Here is a 20,276-nt window from a genome sequence, read left to right on the forward strand (position 1 = left end):
TCCGGGCCGCCCCCCGGCATCGCCCCCGGCGAGCCCGATCCGAGCGGCGGCCGGGTGGTCTACCGGGCGTCCGGGAAGCTGCCGGACGGCCCGGACGAGGCCGCCGTCCGGCGCGCCGAGGGCTCGGTCACGGCCGCCGACGTGGCCCGGCTGGCGAAGGCGCTCGGCCTGCCGGGCACCCCGCAGTCGGAGGCCACGTACTGGAAGGTGGGCTCGGACGGGGACGGCTCGGGCCCGCTGCTGCGGGTGAACAAGCAGGCGCCCGGCACCTGGACCTTCACCCGGTACGGCTCCGGGGGCACGGACAACTGCAAGAAGGGGCCCGTCTGCTCGGGCGGCCAGGTGGCGCCGGGCGGCTCCGGGCAGCCCGTGGACGAGCGGACCGCGAAGGCCGCCGCCGCTCCGGTGCTCAAGGCGGCGGGCCAGTCCGGCGCGGCGCTCGACGCGGGTCAGCTGATGGGCTCCACGCGGGTGGTGAACGCCGATCCGGTGGTGGGCGGGCTGCCCACGTCCGGCTGGACGACCGGGATCCAGGTGGGCCCGGACGGCACGGTGGTCGGCGGCTCGGGGAAGCTGAAGGCGCTGGAGAAGGGGGCCACCTATCCGGTGATCGGCGCGCAGGAGGCGCTGAACCGGCTCAACGCCGCGCAGCCCCCGGCCGGGGAGATCGGCGGCTGTGCCTCGCCGGCCCCGCTGGAGGAGGGCACGGACGCGTCGGGGGTGCCGTGCGGCGGGAAGACCGGGCCGCAGCGCCCGGCGACGACCGTCACGGTGGACAAGGCGGTCTTCGGGCTGGCCGCGCACACGACGGGCGGTGAGCAGCTGCTCGTACCGTCCTGGATCTTCTCGGTGGAGCCGGCCGGTGGCGCGGGCGGCACGGTGACGCAGGTGGCGGTGGACCCGGAGTACCTGGCGCGGGAGCCCTCGCCCGGCACCTCGCCGGACGGTGACGGCGCGGCGAAGGCGCGCATGGTCCGGTCGTACAGCGCGGACGGGCGGTCCCTGGCGGTGACGTTCTGGGGCGGCGCGTGCGCGACGTACTCGGTGAGCGCGGCCGAGGACGGCGCGGAGGTCCGGGTGACGGTGCGGGAGAAGAAGGAGGCCGGCAAGGTGTGCGTGCTGGTCGCGAAGGAGCAGACCCGTACGGTGACGCTGGAGCGGCCGCTGGACGGGCGGAAGGTGATCGACGCGCAGTCGGGCTCGGTGGTGCCGCGCGGCTGACGGCCGGCCGGCGCGCGGGGCTTCCCCTGCCCCACAGAACGGCGGCGGCCCCGGGACCGGAGTCCCGGGGCCGCCGCCGTGGTGTCGCGGCTCAGCTGAAGGAGTCGCCGCAGGCGCAGGAACCCGTCGCGTTCGGGTTGTCGATGGTGAAGCCCTGCTTCTCGATGGTGTCGACGAAGTCGACCGAGGCGCCGCCCAGGTACGGGGCACTCATGCGGTCGGTGACGACCTTGACGCCGTCGAAGTCCTTGACGACGTCGCCGTCGAGGGAGCGCTCGTCGAAGAAGAGCTGGTAGCGCAGGCCCGAGCAGCCGCCGGGCTGGACGGCGACGCGGAGCGCCAGGTCGTCGCGGCCTTCCTGCTCCAGCAGGGCCTTGACCTTGGCTGCGGCGGCGTCGGACAGGAGGATGCCGTCGCTCACGGTGGTGGTCTCGTCCGATACGGACATCTGCTTCTCTCCCGGTTTGTACGGAGACTGCTTGCCGACGTTGCAACCGTCGGGGCCGCGGATTCATTCCGGGCCGAGCGCTTGCCTGTTCTCCTCATGCTCGCACACCCGTCCTGCGCGCGGATGCGTCACATTGACGCTTTCGGCATCGTCAAAGTGACGTGAAGCGGCTATGATAGATAGCGTCAATGAGACGAAAAGGCTTTCTCCACAGAGAAGTCCGCAGAAGAAAGGGTGCGTGACGTGACCACGGCCCACCCCGTCCAGGATCTCGATGTCCAGCCGACACCCCTGGCCCTGCTCCTCCTCGGCCGCGACGCCGACCCGCGGAGCGAGCGCGGTGTCGAGTGCCCCGGCGACCTGCCCTCCCCGTCCGACCCGGACCTGGTGGAGCGGGCCCGCGCGGCCAAGGAGAAGCTGGGCGAGAAGGTCTTCGTCCTCGGGCACCACTACCAGCGCGACGAGGTTATCCAGTTCGCCGATGTGACCGGTGACTCCTTCAAGCTCGCGCGCGACGCCGCCGCCCGCCCGGAGGCGGAGTACATCGTCTTCTGCGGTGTGCACTTCATGGCGGAGTCGGCGGACATCCTGACCAACGACGCCCAGCAGGTCGTACTGCCGGACCTGGCCGCCGGCTGCTCGATGGCCGACATGGCCACCGCCGAGCAGGTCGCCGAGTGCTGGGACGTGCTGACCGAGGCGGGGGTGGCCGAGCGGGTCGTGCCCGTCTCGTACATGAACTCCTCCGCCGACATCAAGGCGTTCACCGGCCGGCACGGCGGCACGATCTGCACGTCGTCCAACGCGAAGCGGGCCCTGGAGTGGGCCTTCGAGCAGGGCGAGAAGGTCCTCTTCCTGCCCGACCAGCACCTGGGCCGCAACACCGCCGTCCGCGACATGGGCATGTCCCTGGAGGACTGCGTCCTCTACAACCCGCACAAGCCCAACGGCGGCCTGACCGCCGAGGAGCTGCGGAACGCGAAGATGATCCTGTGGCGCGGCCACTGCTCGGTGCACGGCCGCTTCTCGGTGGAGTCCGTCGAGGACGTGCGCGCGCGCATACCCGGCGTCAACGTCCTGGTGCACCCCGAGTGCAAGCACGAGGTCGTCGCCGCCGCGGACTACGTGGGCTCGACGGAGTACATCATCAAGGCCCTGGAGGCGGCCCCGGCCGGTTCCAAGTGGGCGATCGGCACCGAGCTGAACCTCGTACGCCGCCTGGCGAACCGTTTCGCTCCGGAGGGCAAGGAGATCGTCTTCCTCGACAAGACGGTCTGCTTCTGCTCCACGATGAACCGCATCGACCTGCCCCACCTGGTGTGGACGCTGGAGTCCCTGGCGGAGGGCAAGCCGGTCAACCGGATCGTGGTGGACCCGGAGACGGAGAAGTACGCCAAGCTGGCGCTGGAGCGGATGCTCGCGCTGCCGTAGCGGCTCCTCGCGCGCGGCGGCCGGTCCCGGCCGATTTCGCCCGGACCGGCCCGGGAGCCCGTCCCCCGTCTCTACGCTGCTGTGATCGGCCGGCGGCGCGGATACGGGGGACGGTGCCATGACGGGGCGCGGCAGGGTGGACGATCTGGTGGTCGTCGTACCGGGAATCCTCGGCAGCACGCTCGCGGACGCGGACGGGCACGAGATCTGGGCGGCCTCCGGGAGGGCCCTGGTGCGGGGCATCCGCACCTTCGGGCGTTCGGTCGGGGACCTGACGCTCCCGGCCGGCCTGGGCGACGGGCACCCCGGGGACGGCGTACGGCCCACCGGGCTCATGTCCGACGTGCACGCCCTGCCCGGGGTGTGGAACCCCGTGGACGGGTACAGCGGGCTGCTGAACTGGCTGGAGAAGCACTTCACCCTCCGCCGCCGCCTCCCGGGCGATCCGGCCGGCGTCCCGGCGAACCTGGTCGGCTTCCCCTACGACTGGCGGCTCTCCTGCCGCTACAACGCGGAGCGGCTGGCCGCGCGCGTGGAGCGGGAGCTGGACCGCTGGCGGGCGTCCCGGCCCGACCGGCGGGACGCGAGGGCGGTCCTCCTCTGCCACTCGATGGGCGGTCTCGTCGCCCGGTGCTACGTCGAGCAGTGCGGGGGCGCGGAGCTCACCCGCCGCGTGGTCACGCTCGGCACGCCGTACCGGGGGTCGCTGGACGCGCTGATGTACCTGGTCAACGGCATGCGGTACGGCGTCGGCCCGGTGGGCCTCGACCTCACGCCGTTCGCCCGCAGCCTGCCGTCGCTCTACCAGCTCACACCGGACTACGCCTGCCTGACGACGGCCCCCGGCGCGCCGCTGCGGTACGCGCGCGAGGTCACGGGGCTGCCCGGGGTGGACGGCGAACTGCTGCGCCACGCGGGACGGTTCCACGCCGGTCTGCGGGAATCGGGGGCGGGCGCGCGGTACGGGGTGGAGTACGTCCCGGTCGGCGGGGTGCGGCAGCCGACGCCGACGACCGCCGAGACCGAGGGCGACGGGCTGCGGGCGCTGCTCACCATCGACGGCGCCGACGAGGGGGGCGACGGGCGGGTGCCCGATCTCTCCAGCCGCGCGGTGGGCGCCGGGCGGCACGCGTACACGCCGTGGGAGAAGCACGGCTCGCTACAGAACAACGGCGCGGTCCGCCGGGCCCTCCACAACTGGCTCACCCCGGAGCCGCCGCTGCACCGGGGCCCGGGCGACGACGATCCGCCGCTCTGCGTGGACGCGCCGGAGATCCTGGTGGAGGGCGAGCCGTACGAGATCCGGGCCACCGCTCCCCCGGACGTGCCGGGCCACGACCGGGTCGCCGTCCTCGCGGGCGTCGGGGACGGTCCGGCGCGCACGATGACCAACCGGGGCGGCGGGGTGTACACGCTCCGGATATCCGGCCTCCCGCCGGGCGGACACCGGGTGCGGATCGGCACGCGGGCCCACCCCGACGCAGGGATGACCGCGCTGGTCCTGGTCCTGGAGCGCGGCTGATCCCGACAGGTCGTTTCCCGGCACCCGGCCACCGGAAAGAGTCATGTTCGCCCGTACCGGCCCCGGGGCGCCCCGTCCGTGCCTACGCTGCCTTCTTCTTCAGCGGCGGAGTACGGAAAGGCGGGCGCCCGATGGCGTACGGAGCGGGCGGGGAGCCGGAGGCCGTGGGGACGGCGCTGTGCGTGGTGTGCGAACGGTACGCCGACGAGCGGACGTTTCCGCGGCTGACCGGTGCCGTGGCCCAGATGGAGGGGATCGTGGGCCGCCTGGAGGCGCTGGGGATCGCGACCCGGGTGGCGGGCGGGGGCGGCAACCCCTCCTGGGCGGACTTCGACCGGGATCTCACCGACTGGAGCGAGGACTGGCGGGCGACCGGGGCGGGGAAGCCCGCGATCATCGTGTGGTCCGGCCACGGGGTGCTGGTCGACGACGCGTTGCGGCTGGCGCTCTGCGACCTGGACCTCGACGTCGAGCGGGTGACCCGCGACGCGCGCGCCCTGCGGCGCGGGGTCTCGCCCGAGACGCTGGTCGACGAGGCTGTGGCGTCCGGCGCCGACCAGATCCTGGTGATCATCGACGCCTGCCATGCCGGGGACGCCGTGGGCCGGGGCCTGGAGCAGGCCGTGCGGCGCTGGGAGACCACCTCCGCGCCGCCCGGCCGGGTCCAGTGGTTCGGGATCATGGCGAGCTGCCGGCGCGGCGAAACCTCGGACGGCGGGGGGCCGCTGCTGGACGCGCTGGCCCGGGTGCTGCGGGAGGGCCCGGCCACCCGCGCGTACCGCTCGGCGTGGAGCGCCCACAACGCCTGGATCAGCGGCCCGGACCTGCTGGCCGCGCTCGGCGAACGGTGGCGCGGCGAGGGCCAGACCCCGGTGCCCGCCACGCTGGGCACCGGGCGGCCCGTCTTCCCGAATCCGCTCCATGTGCCCGGGGCGCCCGCGCGGCTGGTGGAGCATCTGGTCCTCGCGGCCCGCGGGGCCGGGTTCCGGGAGGAGGGCTGGTTCTTCACGGGCCGCAAGCGGGTGCTGGGCCGGATCAACGCCTGGCTGGAGGCGGGCGAGGCCGGGCTGTTCCTGGTGACCGGGCCGGCGGGCTGCGGCAAGTCGGCGGTGCTGGGCCGGATCGCGACGCTCACCGACCCCGTGCGGCGTGCGGAGGTCCTGGACCGGGGCGGCCTGCGCGAGGGCGACCCCGACCCGGGTCCGGGACGCCTCCTGGCCGCGGTCCATCTGCGGGGTCTGAGTCCGCTCCAGGCCGCGTCGGAGCTGGCCGGGCGGCTCGGGCTGCCGGAGCCGCGCAACACGGACGACTTCCGGGGCGAGCTGCGGGCGCTGGAGCGGAGTCCGGTGCTGGTGCTGGACGGCCTGGACGAGGTGCCCGCCGAGCATCTGCGGGCCATGGTCGAGGAGATGGTCCTCCCGCTCAGCCGGGCGGTCCCGGTGCTGCTCGGCTCACGGGAGCGCGCGTTCCGCGGCAGCCTGGCGGACGGCGGCCTCCTGGCCGGAACGCTGCCGGACGTGCTGGCCGGGCTGATCGGGGCGGGCGTCACCGTCGCGGACCTGGAACGGGAGCCGCACACCCAGGAGGACATCGCCCGGTACGTGTTCCGCCGGTGCGCGGCGGCCGGCGTGCCGGAGGACCGGGCCCGGGAGGCGGGCGACGCCGTCGCCGCGCGGGCCACGGCGCTGGGCGGCGGGTTCCTGTTCGCCCGGCTGGTGACGGGCTCGCTGCTGTCGGCGGGGCGGTTCACCGGGGAGCGGTGGCGGGCCGGTCTGCCGGAGTCCGTCGGGGCGGCGTTCGACGACGACCTGCGGGCAGGCCCGGTCCGGGTCCTGGCGGACGGCCGCGCGCTCCCGTCCGCCGCACGGGACCTGCTGACCGCGCTGGCCTGGGGCGCGGGGCGCGGGCTGCCCGCCGGAGGGGTCTGGGAGGAGGTCGCCGGGGCGCTGGGCGGCCGGGACGTGCCCTACACCGCGAGCGACGTGGACTGGGTGCTGTCCGCGTACGGGAGGTACGTCGTCGAGGACGCGGAGGACGGTCAGGCGGTGTACCGGCTCTACCACCGGGAGTTCGTCTCGCACCTCGCGTCCCGGCCGGGGCCGGACGGCGCCGACGCCGGACAGGTGGTGCTCGCGGCGCTCGTCGCGCACGTCGAGCGGCGGGTGGCGGACGGCGGCTGGGCGGCGGTCGATCCGTACGTGGTGCGGCAGCTCGCGCGGCACGCGGTCCGGGCGGGCGAGCCGGGGATCGAGGCGCTGCGGGGTCTCGCCGAGCGGCTCGGGCCGGGCGCGGCGACGATCCTGGGCCGTGCGCTGCACGGGTTCTCGGAGCGGCTGGGCAACGACGGCGACCCCGCCGGGGCGCTGCGGGCGGCACGGGAGGCCGCGGACCTCTTCCGGGCCCTGGAGGAGGCGGCCCCCGGGTCCTGCACGACGGCGCTGGTCCGCACCCTGGTCAACGTCGCCAACCGGTGCGCCGACGTCGGGGACCGGGAGGGGGCGCTCGTCCCGGCACGCGAGGCGGTCGCGCTCCTGGGCGACCGCCCGAGCCATGCGGGCGGCACGTCCCGGGCCGACCTCGGGCTGGCCCTCGCCACGCTCGGCAGGCGGCTCCACGAGACCGGTGACCCCGAGGGGGCGCTCACGCTCACCTCGTCCGCCGTCGGTCTCCTGCGGGAGGCGGCCGAGAAGGAGCCGTCGGTCTTCCGCCCGCAACTGGCCTCCGCGCTGGACGGCCTGGCGCTGTGTCTGACGGCGCTCGGACAGCGCCGGTCCGCCGTCCCCCTCGCGCAGGAGGCGGCCGGGATGCTGACCGACCTCGCCGCCACACGCCCGGACGAGTTCCTGGGTCCTCTCGCCTCCGCCCTGACGAATCTGGCCCACGCCCTCAAGTCCGTCGGACGTCCCGCGGAGGCACTGCCGCACGCGGAGGCGGCGGTCCGGGCCAACCGGAGGGTGGCCGAGCGCCATCCCGCCGCCCTGCGGGCCGCTCTGGCGGGCTCCCTGACCAATCTGTCGGTGCACAGGGCCGACGTGGGCGACACGGCGGGGGCCATGGCGCCCGCGAGGGAGGCCGTGGACCTCTGCCGGGAGCTGGTCGGGCATGACCCGGCCGCGTTCCGGCAGAACCTGGCCACCGCCCTCCACAATCTGGCGGACCGGCTCTCCGCGACCGGGGACCACGAAGGGGCGCTCGCCCCCGCCCGGGAGGCCGCGCGGGTGTTCGCCTCGCTCGCCGACGAGCATCTGGAGGTCTTCCAGCCGGATCTGGTCCGAGCGGTGAAGTCGCTCGCCAACAAGACCGCGGCCGCCGGAGACCGCACGTCGGCGGTGCTGCTGGCGCGCCAGGCCCTGCGGCTCCAGCGCGATCTGGCCGAGCGCCGGCCGGCGGCCTCGCTCGCCGGGCTGGCGGGCGTACTCAGCGACCTCGCGATGCACCTGGCCGCCGACGGTGTGCCGGCCGAGGCCCTGGCGTACGCCGAGGAGGCGGCCACGCTCTACCGGCGTCTCGCGGACGAGGACCCGGAGGCATTCCTGCCGGAGTACGCGCTGGCCCTCAACAACGTCGGCAACCACCGGGCGGTCCTGGGCGATCCTTCCGGGGCACTCGCGGCGGGCCGGGAGGCGGTCGCGATCCGCCGGGAACTCGCCGTGCGACGCCCCGCCGTCCACCGGCCGGACCTGGCCGTGACCCTCGCCAACTTCGCCATCCATCTGCACGGGGCCGGGGAGCGGGAGGAGGGGCTGTCGGCCGCCGAGGAGGCGGTGGCGCTCCTGCGGGAACTCCTCCCCGGCGCGCCCGCCTTGCGCTTCCCGCTGGCGAGGGCCCTGGGCGCCCTGGCGCAGAACCTCGCCGGCACCGGCGACCGTGAGCAGGCCCTGGCAGCGGCCCGGGAGAGCGTCGTGCTCTGGCGCCGGCTCGTGGACGAGCACAGCGGCGCCCACCTCCCGGACCTGGCGCTCGCCCTGCGGAATCTCGCCAAGTTGCGGGGCATGGACGGCGATGACGCGGGAGCCGTGTGCACGGCCCGCGAGGCGCTGCCCCTCTGCCGTGCCCTGGCCCTGGAGAACCCGCGCGCCTTCGCGGACGATCTGGTGCAGGCGCTCGGGGAGCTGGCCCGCGCGCTCGCCCGGACCGGCGCCCATGCCTCGGCGGCCGAGGCGTACGAGGAGTGCGCGGCCGAGTTCGCCGAAGCCCATCCCGCGACCGCCCGGCGTCTCACCGTGGAGCGGAGCGTCTTCCTGCTGGAGTGCCCCGCGCCCCTCCCCTCGGAGGGGGTGCGCGCGCTCGTGGCCTTGCTGGCGCGGGACGCCGGGCCGGGGCCGGCCGGCGGCCCGGACCCGGTGACCGTACGGGCACGGCAGGCGCTGCGTGGCCACGGCGACCGGCAGGCGGTGCTCGCCGCGTGGGAGGCGGAGGGGGGCGGCCCGGTGCCCGGCTGGTTCTCGCTGACGGCCGGGACGCTGGAGGTGGTGGGCCGCTGGATGTTCGCGCCCGACTGGCCGGCGTCACGCGATCTGTGGTCCCGGCACGCCGAGGCGCTCGCCGGCGAGGAGGCGGCGACCGCGCTGGACGAGCTGGCGCTCCTGGACCGGGCCACCGCCCAACGGCACGCCGTGCTCCGCGCGTCGGTGCTCGCCCACGGCGTGACCGCCGCCTACGACCCGCTGATCCTCTCGGAGCAGCTGGCCGAGTGGGTGGGCCGCGAGTCCTGGGCGGAGTCGCGGGACTACCTCCGGGACCACCCGCGCCTCCTCCGGGTCCGGCCGTCCCCGGACACCCCGCTCGGGCATGTCGCCCTGCTCGACGTCGCCCGCACGGAGGGGCTGGACGCGGCGTACCGGCTGGTGGAGGACCGCGACGCGCTCCAGACCTACGTGGACCGGGCGTTGGAGGCGGGTGACGGCACCGCGCTGATGCACGGTGCGGCCATCGAGGGAGGGGTGTACGGGGACCGGTTGTCGTCCCTGGCGCACGCCCAGGCGGGCATGGTGCTCACGGGGGTCGTCCAGGATGTCGAGCCCGAGGAGCTGGCCACGCTGATCCCGCGCGCCCCCGGGGAGACCCGGGTCCGGCTGCTGCGGGAGATCGCCGCGCTCAGCGTCCGCCACGCGCAGCCGCACGGTGAGCTGTGGCTCCGCATGGTCAAGGTGCTCAGCGAGGCCGCCTGACGACCACCGCCACACACCAAGGGGCCTGTCCCGTACGCGCGTACGGGACAGGCCCCCGGTCGTGCCGGCCGGGGCGGATCAGGCCTTCGCCGGCTCCGGTTCGCCGGTCGTGGAGTCCCCCGCGTCCGACGGGGCCGGGAGACCTGCCTTCCGGGCGCGCTTGGCCTCCCTCTTCCCGCGGCGGCGCTCCTTGCCGAGCTCCACCATCGTGTACAGCGTCGGCACCAGAAGGAGCGTCAGCAGCGTCGAGGTGATCAGACCGCCGATGACGACGACGGCCAGCGGCTGCGAGATGAAGCCGCCCTCGCCGGTGACGCCGAGCGCCATCGGGAGCAGGGCGAAGATCGTCGCCAGGGCCGTCATGAGGATCGGGCGCAGCCGGTGCCGGCCGCCCTCGACGACCGCTTCGACCACGCCCAGGCCCTGGGCCCGGTACTGGTTGATGAGGTCGATCAGCACGATCGCGTTGGTGACCACGATGCCGATGAGCATCAGCATGCCGATCATCGCCGCCACCCCCATCGGGGTGCCGGTGACGAGGAGCAGGCCGATCGCGCCGGTGGCGGCGAACGGGATGGAGACCAGCAGGATCAGCGGCTGGATCAGCGACCGGAAGGTGGCGACCAGCAGCATGAAGACGATCGCGATGGCCGCCAGCATGGCCAGGCCCAGATTCTTGAACGCGTCGTCCTGGTCCTCGGAGACGCCGCCGATGGTGGCGGTGGCTCCCTCCGGGAGGTCCAGGGCGCTGATCTTCGTCTGGAGCGTGGTGCTGACCGCGCCGGTGTTGTCACCGGTGGGCCGGGCGGTGATGGTCGCGGCGCGCTGGCCGTCGATGCGGGTCATGGAGACCGGTCCGGGGACCAGCTCGACGTCGGCGATGGTGCCGAGCTTCACCTTCCCGAGCGGCAGGTCCTTCAGCTCCTGCATCGTGGTGGCCGGGTGGGCCGACTTGATGACGACGTCACGCTCGGTGTCGCCCATGATCGCCTTGCCGGACGGGGTGCCGCGCACCGCTCCGGCGACGGCCGCGCCAAGCGTGGCCTGGTTGTAACCGGCGTCGGCCGCCTTCTCGTTGGCCTTGACGGAGATCCGGGGAACGCTCTGCGCCAAGTCGCTCTGGACGTCGGTGACATCCTTCAGCTCGGCGACCTCGGCACGGACCTGCTCGGACGCCTTCTTCAGCGTGTCCGCGTCGGCGGCCTTCACCACGACGCTCAGGTCCTGGCTGCCGAAGCCGTCGCCCGCGCTGATGGTGGTCTCACCGATGCCGTCGAGCTTGGCGAGGCCGTCCTCGATGCGGTCCTGGGCGGCCTCGAACTCGGCGGAGTCCTTCAGCGTGACCTGGTAGGACGCCTGGTTGGAGCCGGTGCCGCCGCCGAAGGCCGCCATGAAGCCGGACGAGCCGACGGTGACCTGGTAGTCCTTGACGCTCTTGTCGCCGGCGAGGAGCTTCTCGACCTTCCGGGCCGCCTCGTCGGAGGCCGCCAGGCTGGTGCCGGGGGTGAGCTTCTGCTTGATCGTCAGGACTTCCTGCTCGCCCTGGTCGAAGAAGTTCGTCTTCAGCAGCGGAGCCATGCCGAAGGTGCCGATCAGGACGGCGACGGCGATGACGACGCTGGTGACGCGGCGCCGGGTGGCGAACCGCAGCACCGGGAGGTAGATCCGCTGGAGCCGGCTGCGGGCCTCCTTCTCCTCGGCCTCGCGGCGCGCCGTCTCCGGGTCCTCGGCGGTGCCCTTGGGGGCCCGCAGGAACCAGTACGAGAGGACGGGGACGACGGTCAGCGAGACCAGCAGCGAGGCCAGCAGGGCTGCCGTGACGGTCAGCGAGAAGGAGCCGAACAGCTCCCCGACCATGCCGCCGACGAGGCCGATCGGCAGGAAGACGGCGACGGTGGTGAGGGTGGACGAGGTGACCGCGCCGGCCACCTCCCGGACCGCGGTGATGATCGCCGACTGGCGCTCCTCGCCGTAGCCGAGGTGGCGCTTGATGTTCTCCAGGACGACGATCGAGTCGTCCACGACGCGGCCGATCGCGATGGTCAGCGCGCCCAGGGTCAGCATGTTGAGCGACAGGTCGCGGGTCCAGAGCACGATGAGCGCGAGGACGACGGAGAGCGGGATGGAGACCGCCGTGACCAGGGTGGAGCGCAGGGAGGCCAGGAAGACCAGGATCACGATGACCGCGAAGACCAGGCCGAGCGCGCCCTCGGTGGTCAGGCCGGAGATCGCCTTGGAGACGGCGGGGCCCTGGTCGGAGACGACGGTCAGCTCGGCACCGGAGCCGAGGTCCTTGCGCAGGTCCGGGAGCTTGTCCTGGACGGCCTCCGAGATGGCGACGGCGCTGCCGTCCTTGTCCATGGTGGCCATGACGGCGAGGCTCGGGCGGCCGTTGGTGCGGGTGATGGAGTCCGCGGGGGCGGCCTCCTGCTTCACCGCGGCGATGTCACCGAGGCGGACCGGCTTGCCGGGCTTGCCGGTGGCGGGGTCCTGACCGGAGACCCGCAGGTCCTCGATCTGCTTCAGCGAGGTGAAGGCGCCGCCGACCTGGATGGTGCGGCTCTTGCCGGACTCGGAGAAGGCGCCGGCGGGGACGGTCGCGCCGCCCGCCTGGAGGGCCTGGGACAGCGCGGTGGTGTTCAGTCCGGCGGCGGCGAGCTTCTTGTCGTCCGGGGTGACGGACACCTGGAGGTCGCGCACGCCGTCCACGGAGACCTGGCCGACGCCGTCGATGTCCTCCAGGGCGGGGACGACCGTGCGGTCCAGCTGGTCGGCGAGCGCCTGCTGGTCCTTGTCCGAGGTGACGGCGAGGACGACGGTCGGGATGTCGTCCGTCGAGCCGGCGATGACCTGCGGATCGACGTCCTGGGGCAGCTGGGCGCGGGCCCGGTTCACCGCCTGCTGGATGTCGGCGACGAGCTGCTTGGTGCCCTCGTCGCCGAAGTCGAAGGTCGCCATGATGACGGCGTTGCCCTCGCTGGCGGTCGAGGTGATGCCGGTGACCCCGTCGACGGCCTTGAGGGAGTTCTCGAGCGGTTCGACGACCTGCTTCTCGACCACGTCGGGGGACGCACCCTGGTAGGGCGCCAGCACCGACACCATCGGGAGTTCGATGGTGGGCAGCAACTGCTGTTTGAGCTGCGGTATCGCGATCGCGCCGAAGACGAGGGCGACGATCGAGATCAGCCCGATCAGGGCCCGTTGCGCGAGGCTGAATCTGGACAGCCAGGACATGGGTGGGTCTCTTTTCCGTGGCGTACGCGGCAGGTGGGCGGGTGACTCCGGGGACGGACCCGGCCCACCTACACGATCGCCGATCACCTGGGCGGAAATCCTCGGCCCCAGGGTCGCTTTCTCATGCCGCGCATACCGCAGGTGGAGTACACCCCGGCTGCACCTTCACTCCACCCGTGGGCGCACCAGGCCCGATTCGTACGCGATGACCACCAATTGCGCCCGGTCCCGCGCGCCCAGCTTGGCCATCGCCCGGTTCACATGGGTCTTGACGGTGAGGGGGCTGACGACCAGGCGCTCCGCGATCTCGTCGTTGGACAGCCCGCCCGCGACCAGGACCAGCACCTCGCGCTCCCGGGTGGTGAGGGCGTCCAGCCGCTCGGCGTACTCCGCGGCGCCCGGCCCCTCGCCGGTGCCGCTGCCGCCCTGGGCGAGGAAGGTGGCGATGAGGCCCTTGGTCGCGGCCGGCGAGAGCAGCGCCTCGCCGCCCGCGGCGATCCGGATCGCGTTGAGGAGTTCGTCGGGTTCGGCGCCCTTGCCGAGGAAGCCGGAGGCGCCGGCGCGCAGGGACTGCACCACGTACTCGTCGACCTCGAAGGTGGTGAGCATGACCACGCGGACGTCCGCGAGGTCCGGGTCGGCGCTGATCAGGCGGGTGGCGGCCAGGCCGTCGGTGCCGGGCATCCGGATGTCCATCAGCACCACGTCGGGCCGTTCGGCGCGGGCCACCTCCACGGCCTGGGCCCCGTCGGCCGCCTCGCCGACGACCCGCATGTCGGGCTCCGAGTCGACCAGCACCCGGAACGCGCTGCGCAGCAGCGCCTGGTCGTCGGCGAGCAGGACCTTGATGGCCGATGTCATACGTTCTCCCCCGTCCGGTCCGCGGCGCCCGGCCGGCCGGGCTCCTGCGCGCGGGCCTCGACGGGCAGGATCGCATGGACGCGGAAGCCGCCCCCGTAGCGGGGACCGGCGGTGAGGGTGCCGCCGAGCGCGGTGACGCGTTCGCGCATGCCGAGCAGGCCGTGGCCGCCGCCGGTCGCCGGCCGGTCCGCCGCGGTGCCGTGGCCGCGCCCGTTGTCCAGGATCATGATTTCGGCCGTGGTGCCGACCCGTACGACGCTGACCTCGGCCCTGGCGCCCGGCCCTGCGTGCTTGCGGACGTTGGTCAGGGCCTCCTGGATCACCCGGTACGCGGCCAGGTCGACGGCGGAGGGCAGCGGCGGGCCGTCCCCGGCCGCGCAGGCCACCTCGACGGGCAGCCCGGCCTGCCGCACGCCCTCCACGAGTTCCCCGAGGAGCGCGAGGCCGGGGGCCGGTTCGGTGGGGGCCTCCGGGTCGCCGGACTGGCGCAGCAGGCCCACGGTGGCGCGGAGTTCGTTGAGGGCGGAGCGGCTCGCCTCGCGGACGTGGGCGAGGGCCTGTTTGGCCTGGTCGGGGCGTTTGTCCATGACGTGCGCGGCGACGCCGGCCTGCACGTTGACCAGGGCGATGTGGTGGGCGACGACGTCGTGCAGGTCGCGGGCGATGCGCAGGCGTTCCTCGGCGACGCGGCGGCGGGCCTCCTCCTCGCGGGTGCGCTCGGCCCGTTCGGCGCGTTCCCGTATGGCGTCGACGAACGCGCGCCGGGAGCGGACCGCGTCGCCCGCGGCTCCGGCCATCCCGGTCCAGGCGAAGACGCCCAGGTTCTCCTGGCTGTACCAGGGCGGGGAGCCGAAGAGCATGGCGGCGGCGGTGAGCGCGGCCATGGTGAGCAGCCCGACCCGCCAGGTGGTGGGCCGGTCGGTGCGGGCGGCGACGGTGTACAGGGCGATGACCGCGCTCATCACGACGGGGGCGGGCGGGTCGGCGGTGACCAGCTCGACGACGGTGAGCGCGCCGGTGGCGGCGAGCACGGCCATGGGTTCGCGGCGCCGCCGGACGAGGGCCAGGGCGCTGAGCACCATCAGGAACAGGCTGCTCGCGGCGGGGGTGCGGGCGCCGAAGGCGGGCCCGTCGGGGCCGCCCGGATCGACGAACGAGCCGACGATCATGGCCACGAGCACGGCCAGGGCGAGCGCGGCGTCCAGGGCGAGGGCATGGCCGCACAGCCAGGCGCGGATGCGCGGGACACCGGTTCCGAGGGTGGTCACGTCCAGCTACGTTACGGCGTGTCGCCCGCGGCCCGGTCCGGGTCGGCGCGGGCGGGGGGGCCGGGGACGCCGGTGCCCCGCGTCCGTCGGGCGGGCGCGGGGCATCGGGTGCGGGTGCCGGGAGGTCTCCGGGGTCAGCCGGGGATCAGGCCGTCGTCGCTGAGCATGGCGCGTACCTCTTCGAGGGTGGCGTCCGGCGACGGCAGGATCAGTTCGGACGGCTCCAGGGAGTCGTCCGGCAAGGGTGTGCCGAGTTCGCGCACGCGGGCCAGGAGGGCGTGGAGCGTGGTGCGGAAGCCGGGTCCGTCGCCGCTCTCCATCTCGGCCAGCAGGGCGTCGTCGAGCTTGTCGAGCTCGGCGAGATGACTGTCGGCCAGGACTGCCTGGCCCTCCCCCATGATCCGTACGATCATGTCGCTGCCTTAGTTCTTGTCGAATTTGTGGGACTGGCTGTTCTGCTGCTGGGCGTCCTGCCGGCCGCCCTCGATCGCCTGCTGCGAGGAGGAGCCGCCGGCCAGTTCGGCCTTCATCCGCTGGAGTTCCAGCTCCACATCCGTACCACCGGAGATCCGGTCCAGCTCGGCGGCGATGTCGTCCTTCGCCGTGCCGGTCGGGTCGTCGAGGGCGCCGGAGGCGAGCAGTTCGTCGATGGCGCCCGCGCGGGCCTGCATCTGCTGCGTCTTGTCCTCGGCCCGCTGGATGGCCAGGCCGACGTCGCCCATCTCCTCGGAGATGCCGGAGAAGGCCTCGCCGATCCGGGTCTGCGCCTGCGCCGCCGTGTAGGTGGCCTTGATGGTCTCCTTCTTGGTGCGGAAGGCGTCCACCTTGGCCTGGAGCCGCTGGGCCGCGAGAGTGAGTTTCTCCTCCTCGCCCTGCAGCGTGGTGTGCTGCGTCTCCAGGTCGGTGACCTGCTGCTGGAGGGCGGCGCGGCGGGACAGCGCCTCGCGCGCCAGGTCCTCGCGGCCGAGCGCGAGCGCCTTGCGGCCCTGGTCCTCCAGCTTGGCGGACTGGCCCTGCAGCTGGTTCAGCTGCAGTTCGAGCCGCTTGCGCGAGGTCGCCACGTCGGCGACGCCGCGGCGCACCTTCTGCAGCAGCTCCAGCTGCTTCTGGTACGAGTAATCGAGGGTCTCGCGCGGATCTTCGGCCCGGTCAAGGGCCTTGTTTGCTTTCGCGCGGAAGATCATCCCCATACGCTTCATGACACCGCTCATGGGCTTCGCGCGCCCCCTTCTGGCTCAACTGGGCTCCGGCACTCCAACAGAACCCACAGTACGGGCCCTGTCTCTATTACCGCACTGTTCGGGCGTGGACGGACTCCTCCCCAAGGACGACTGTGCCCCCGGACCGATCAGGCCCAAGGAGTAGGTGACGCCCGTATCGCCCGTCCATACACGGACAAGGACGCGGGCCGTTGCCGGATCGTTCCCGGCCGGCCTGCGGGTACCGGCCGCCGACCCCGTACCCTTGGGCCTTGTGTTCCGTAGCCGCTCCAAGGAAGAGAAGGCCCCCACCGACAAGGTGACGGCGGACCTCTCCAAGACGCCCCGCGACCCGCAGGCACCCAAGGGTCGCCCCACCCCCAAGCGCAGCGAGGCCCAGTCGCAGCGCCGCCGTGCCTCCAGTGGCGCGCCGCTCGACCGCAAGGAGGCCATGCGGCGCCAGCGCGAAGCGCGGCGCGCGGACCTGGCCAAGCAGCGGGAGGCCCTCGCCAACGGTGACGAGCGCTATCTGCCGGCGCGCGACAAGGGGCCGGTGCGCCGCTTCGTCCGCGACTACGTGGACTCGCGGTTCTGCATCGCGGAGTACTTCCTGCCGCTCGCCGTGATCATCCTGATCCTGAGCGTGATCCAGGTGCGGGGCATCCAGAACATCTCGCTGCTGCTCTGGCTGATCGTGATCGTGCTGATCGTGATCGACTCCGTCGGGCTGGGCCTGCGCATGCGCAAGCAGCTGCGGGTCAGGTTCCCGGACACCCCGAGGCGCGGCGCGGTCGCCTACGGTCTGATGCGCACGCTCCAGATGCGCCGACTCCGGCTGCCGAAGCCGCAGGTCAAGCGCGGGGAGCGGCCCTGAGTACGGAGCCTTCCGGTCCGGTCGGCGGCGGGTCCGCCGACCGGCCGCCCGCTGCCGTCGCGGGCTTCACCGGGGCCTCGGCGGCATGGACCAGAGGGCTCTCCGGTCTGCGCAACACCGTGCGCCAGGAGCTGGTCGCCCGGCAGCTGGACGAGCAGATCGCGGCGCGCTTCCCGGTGGGGCAGCGGCTGCGCATCCTGGACGTGGGCATGGGCCAGGGCACCCAGGCGCTGCGCCTGGCGCGCGCCGGGCACACGGTGACCGGTCTGGAGTCCGATCCGGAGATGCTGCGGATCGCCCGTGAGGCGCTGGGCGGCGAGCCGGCCGGCATCCGCGAGCGGGTGCGCCTGATCGAGGGCAACGGCCAGGACACCGGGGTCCACTTCCTGCCCGGCAGTTTCGACGTGGTGCTGTGCCACGGCGTCCTGATGTACGTCCAGGAGCCGGACGCCATGGTGGCGGGGCTGGCCCGGATGCTGGCGCCGGGCGGGCTGCTGTCACTGCTGGTGCGCAACGCGGACGCGCTGGCGATGCGGCCGGGCATGGCCGGGGACTGGGACGGGGCGCTGGCCGCGTTCGACACCGACCGCTACACCAACCGGCTCGGCCTGTCCGTGCGCGCGGACCGGCTCGACGCGCTGACGGCGACGCTCGCCTCGATCGCGGCGCCGCTGCACGCCTGGTACGGGGTGCGGATCTTCACGGACAACGTGAGCAACGACGTGGAGCTGCCGCCGGCCGCGGAGCTGGAGCGGGTGCTCGCGGCGGAGGACCGGGCCGGGCGCACGGACCCGTACCGCGGGGTGGCGGCGCTGCTCCACCTCTGCGGCGTACGGGGGTAGGTCGGAGCCGGGGCGCGCCCCGCCCCGGCAGGCCGGGTACGCCCCCGCGGATGCGCTCAACGGGCCGACCGTAGGGGCAAAAGTAATAATCCGGACATGGATGTCCTTCACTCCCGCCGTCGTGCGCGCCGGCTGATGCTGCCCCTGTCCGCCGGATTCTGCGCGATCGCGCTGGTGAGCGGCTGTTCCGCCGCCCAGGCGCCCGCTCCGGGGCCGGACGCGACGGCGTCCGGTCCGGCGCAGCCCGGTCCGGTCGCGAAGGCCGCCGGTGATCTGCAGAGCGAGTACCAGACCGCCATCAACGACGTGCTGCCGTCGGTCGTGCAGATCGACGCGTCCGAGAGCCTGGGCTCCGGCGTCGTCTACGACACCAAGGGCCACATCGTCACCAACGCCCATGTCGTCGGGGACGAGAAGTCCTTCAAGGTCACGGTGGCCACCGGCGAGAAGGTCCTCAAGGCGACGCTGGTCGCCGCCTACCCGGAGCAGGATCTGGCGGTCATCAAGCTCGACGGCGTGCCGGACGGGCTGCGGCCGGCGAAGTTCGGCGACTCGGAGAAGGTCGCCGTGGGGCAGATCGTGCTGGCGATGGGGTCGCCGCTGGGCCTGTCCAGCAGCGTCACCCAGGGCATCGTCTCGGCGCTCGGCCGGACGGTCAGCGAGAGCAGGACGGCCGGCGGCACCGGGGCGACCATCGCGAACATGGTGCAGACCTCGGCGGCGATCAACCCCGGCAACAGCGGGGGCGCCCTGGTCAATCTGAACAGCGAGGTCATCGGCATCCCGACGCTCGCCGCCTCCGATCCGCAGATGGGCGACAGCGCGGCGCCGGGCATCGGCTTCGCCATCCCGGCGTCGATGGTGCGGACGGTCGCGGACCAGATCATCAAGGACGGCAAGGTCACCGACTCGGGCCGGGCGGCGCTCGACATCACCGGCCGCACGGTCGTCAACGACGACTACCGCCCGGCGGGCGTGGCGATCGTCAATGTCCAGAAGGGCGGCGCGGCGGCCGACGCGGGCCTGCGCGCGGGCGACATCATCACGCGGGTCGGCGATGCGCCGATCAGCACCATCACCTCGCTCGCCGAGGCCCTGGCCGCCGAGAAGCCGGGCCAGGAGGTCACCGTGACGTACATGCGCGGGGACGCGAAGAAGACGGCGAAGGTCAAGCTGGGCGAGATCTGACGGGCGTACGGGGCGGCCCTCCGGCCCTCCGTACGGTGCCGGCCGGGCGGCGGGTCCTCGGGGCCCGCCGCCCGGCCGTCGGGTGCGCCGTCCCGGTCAGTCCGCCGTGTCGGCGTGCAGGCTCATGGGGCCGTAGATCTTCGTGGTGTCCTCGAAGAGCGTGACCTGGTCCGCCCCGCCGTCCAGGAGCTGCTTCCAGTACTCGCCGATCCAGGATTCCGCGTCGCCCTGGGTCGTGAACTCCTCCGGCTGCAGGGCCGGCTCCGTCTCCGTGCCGTCGGACTTCTCGAACCGCCACGTCCACGCCATGTCCGCCTCCTGGGTATGTCGTTCCAGTCGGCAGCCTAGTGCTTCCCACCAGCGAGGGAAGGGCGTCTCGGGTGGCTCGCCGCCCCCACCGCGCGCACCCCGCGCGGGGACGCGGCAGGATCGGAGCGTGGAACTGACTCTGCTCGGCACCGGAGCCCCCGACGGGCTGCCGCGGCCCGACTGCCCCTGCGCCGCGTGCGCCCTCGCCCGCGGCTCCGGCAGCCGGGCCGCGACCGCTCTGCTGGTGGACGACGCGCTGCTGCTCGACCTGACGCCGGGCGCGGTGTTCGCCGCCGCCCGCGCGGGCCGCTCGCTCACCGCCGTACGCCAGGTCCTGCTGACCCACCCGCACGACGGACCCGCCGTCGAGCTGCCCGCCGGGCTGCCGCCGGCGGGCCGGGTGCCGGACGGGCGGGAGCTGACGCTGATCAGCGGGCACCGGGTGCGGGCCGTGCCGATGGACGCGCCCGGTACGGGGTACGAGGTGATCTCGCCCGAGGGCGCCCGGCTGCTGTACCTGCCGCCGGGCGGCGCACCGGCCGGGCTGACGGAGCCGGTGGCGCGGCCGTACGACCTGATCGCGCTGGATCTCGTGGGGCGCCCCGACGCCGTGGCGCGGCTGCGGGCCGCCGGAGCGGTCGGGCCCGCCACCGAGCTGATCGCCGTCCACCTGGGCCACGAGGCGCCGCCCGCCCCCGAGCTGGAGCG

Annotated in this window: 14 protein-coding genes and 1 pseudogene; 8 read left to right on the top strand and 7 right to left on the bottom strand. The window is 73.8% G+C overall.

What is annotated here, in order from left to right; genetic code table 11:
* Nucleotides 1–1,221 (top strand): hypothetical protein (locus MHW47_RS17080; RefSeq protein ID WP_239224203.1); only part of this gene is annotated, 1,221 nt, incomplete at its 5' end.
* A gap of 91 nt (nucleotides 1,222–1,312) precedes the next feature.
* Here MHW47_RS17080 and MHW47_RS17085 read toward each other — a convergent pair.
* Nucleotides 1,313–1,669, bottom strand: a complete 357-nt coding sequence (locus MHW47_RS17085) for an iron-sulfur cluster assembly accessory protein (RefSeq protein ID WP_018103583.1) — start codon at nucleotides 1,667–1,669, stop codon at nucleotides 1,313–1,315.
* A 234-nt stretch (nucleotides 1,670–1,903) separates the two neighbouring features.
* Between MHW47_RS17085 and nadA the strand changes: the two genes are divergently transcribed.
* The 3 genes from nadA to MHW47_RS35740 all read left to right on the top strand — a co-directional run bounded on the left by nadA (nucleotide 1,904) and on the right by MHW47_RS35740 (nucleotide 9,793).
* Nucleotides 1,904–3,100, top strand: coding sequence for a quinolinate synthase NadA (nadA, locus tag MHW47_RS17090; protein WP_374230103.1), 1,197 nt, complete (start codon nucleotides 1,904–1,906; stop codon nucleotides 3,098–3,100).
* Between the two features lie 118 nt (nucleotides 3,101–3,218).
* Entirely contained in the window at nucleotides 3,219–4,622 is a 1,404-nt protein-coding gene (locus tag MHW47_RS17095; protein ID WP_239224207.1) for a hypothetical protein, read from the top strand.
* A 131-nt stretch (nucleotides 4,623–4,753) separates the two neighbouring features.
* A complete protein-coding gene (locus MHW47_RS35740; RefSeq protein WP_275449302.1) occupies nucleotides 4,754–9,793 on the top strand; it encodes a tetratricopeptide repeat protein in 5,040 nt (1,679 codons plus the stop codon).
* A 78-nt stretch (nucleotides 9,794–9,871) separates the two neighbouring features.
* Here the strand turns inward: MHW47_RS35740 and MHW47_RS17105 are convergent, their stop codons facing one another.
* The 5 genes from MHW47_RS17105 to MHW47_RS17125 form a co-directional block, all read right to left on the bottom strand.
* On the bottom strand, nucleotides 9,872–13,027 hold the full coding sequence (locus MHW47_RS17105; protein ID WP_239224209.1) for an efflux RND transporter permease subunit: 3,156 nt from the start codon (nucleotides 13,025–13,027) through the stop codon (nucleotides 9,872–9,874).
* Nucleotides 13,028–13,192: 165 nt separating this feature from the next.
* Nucleotides 13,193–13,888, bottom strand: a complete 696-nt coding sequence (locus tag MHW47_RS17110) for a response regulator transcription factor (RefSeq protein WP_239224211.1) — start codon at nucleotides 13,886–13,888, stop codon at nucleotides 13,193–13,195.
* Entirely contained in the window at nucleotides 13,885–15,156 is a 1,272-nt protein-coding gene (locus tag MHW47_RS17115) for a sensor histidine kinase (RefSeq protein WP_239224212.1), read from the bottom strand. The genes MHW47_RS17110 and MHW47_RS17115 overlap by 4 nt, the downstream gene beginning before the upstream one ends.
* 134 nt (nucleotides 15,157–15,290) lie before the next feature.
* A complete protein-coding gene (locus MHW47_RS17120; protein ID WP_239224214.1) occupies nucleotides 15,291–15,569 on the bottom strand; it encodes a hypothetical protein in 279 nt (92 codons plus the stop codon).
* Nucleotides 15,570–15,578: 9 nt separating this feature from the next.
* On the bottom strand, nucleotides 15,579–16,355 hold the full coding sequence (locus MHW47_RS17125) for a PspA/IM30 family protein (RefSeq protein ID WP_239224216.1): 777 nt from the start codon (nucleotides 16,353–16,355) through the stop codon (nucleotides 15,579–15,581).
* 274 nt (nucleotides 16,356–16,629) lie between these two features.
* On the opposite strand from MHW47_RS17125, the gene MHW47_RS17130 reads away from it, so the two are divergent.
* The 3 genes from MHW47_RS17130 to MHW47_RS17140 all read left to right on the top strand — a co-directional run bounded on the left by MHW47_RS17130 (nucleotide 16,630) and on the right by MHW47_RS17140 (nucleotide 19,259).
* Nucleotides 16,630–17,229, top strand: a complete 600-nt coding sequence (locus MHW47_RS17130; protein WP_239224218.1) for a DUF3043 domain-containing protein — start codon at nucleotides 16,630–16,632, stop codon at nucleotides 17,227–17,229.
* Nucleotides 17,230–17,348: 119 nt separating this feature from the next.
* Entirely contained in the window at nucleotides 17,349–18,071 is a 723-nt protein-coding gene (locus MHW47_RS17135) for a bifunctional 2-polyprenyl-6-hydroxyphenol methylase/3-demethylubiquinol 3-O-methyltransferase UbiG (RefSeq protein ID WP_239224220.1), read from the top strand.
* A 96-nt stretch (nucleotides 18,072–18,167) separates the two neighbouring features.
* Nucleotides 18,168–19,259, top strand: coding sequence for a S1C family serine protease (locus MHW47_RS17140; RefSeq protein ID WP_239224222.1), 1,092 nt, complete (start codon nucleotides 18,168–18,170; stop codon nucleotides 19,257–19,259).
* A 96-nt stretch (nucleotides 19,260–19,355) separates the two neighbouring features.
* On the opposite strand, the gene MHW47_RS17145 is transcribed toward MHW47_RS17140, so the two are convergent.
* Nucleotides 19,356–19,568 carry a hypothetical protein gene (locus MHW47_RS17145; RefSeq protein ID WP_239224224.1) on the bottom strand — a complete coding sequence of 71 codons (213 nt, stop codon included), beginning with the start codon at nucleotides 19,566–19,568 and terminating at the stop codon, nucleotides 19,356–19,358.
* A 127-nt stretch (nucleotides 19,569–19,695) separates the two neighbouring features.
* Here MHW47_RS17145 and MHW47_RS17150 point away from each other — a divergent pair.
* A pseudogene (locus MHW47_RS17150) lies at nucleotides 19,696–20,276 on the top strand (adenosylcobinamide kinase/adenosylcobinamide phosphate guanyltransferase); the annotation flags it as partial.

Source organism: Streptomyces sp. OfavH-34-F (assembly GCF_022347745.1).
Lineage (GTDB): Bacteria > Actinomycetota > Actinomycetes > Streptomycetales > Streptomycetaceae > Streptomyces.

Bases quoted from the DNA above. Each gene is read 5' to 3' on its own strand.
- MHW47_RS17125 (WP_239224216.1), bottom strand. From the start codon at position 16,355: ATGAAGCGTATGGGGATGATCTTCCGCGCGAAAGCAAACAAGGCCCTT.
- MHW47_RS17085 (WP_018103583.1), bottom strand. From the start codon at position 1,669: ATGTCCGTATCGGACGAGACCACCACCGTGAGCGACGGCATCCTCCTG.
- MHW47_RS17105 (WP_239224209.1), bottom strand. From the start codon at position 13,027: ATGTCCTGGCTGTCCAGATTCAGCCTCGCGCAACGGGCCCTGATCGGG.
- MHW47_RS17095 (WP_239224207.1), top strand. From the start codon at position 3,219: ATGACGGGGCGCGGCAGGGTGGACGATCTGGTGGTCGTCGTACCGGGA.
- MHW47_RS17110 (WP_239224211.1), bottom strand. From the start codon at position 13,888: ATGACATCGGCCATCAAGGTCCTGCTCGCCGACGACCAGGCGCTGCTG.
- MHW47_RS35740 (WP_275449302.1), top strand. From the start codon at position 4,754: ATGGCGTACGGAGCGGGCGGGGAGCCGGAGGCCGTGGGGACGGCGCTG.
- MHW47_RS17145 (WP_239224224.1), bottom strand. From the start codon at position 19,568: ATGGCGTGGACGTGGCGGTTCGAGAAGTCCGACGGCACGGAGACGGAG.
- MHW47_RS17120 (WP_239224214.1), bottom strand. From the start codon at position 15,569: ATGATCGTACGGATCATGGGGGAGGGCCAGGCAGTCCTGGCCGACAGT.
- MHW47_RS17140 (WP_239224222.1), top strand. From the start codon at position 18,168: ATGGATGTCCTTCACTCCCGCCGTCGTGCGCGCCGGCTGATGCTGCCC.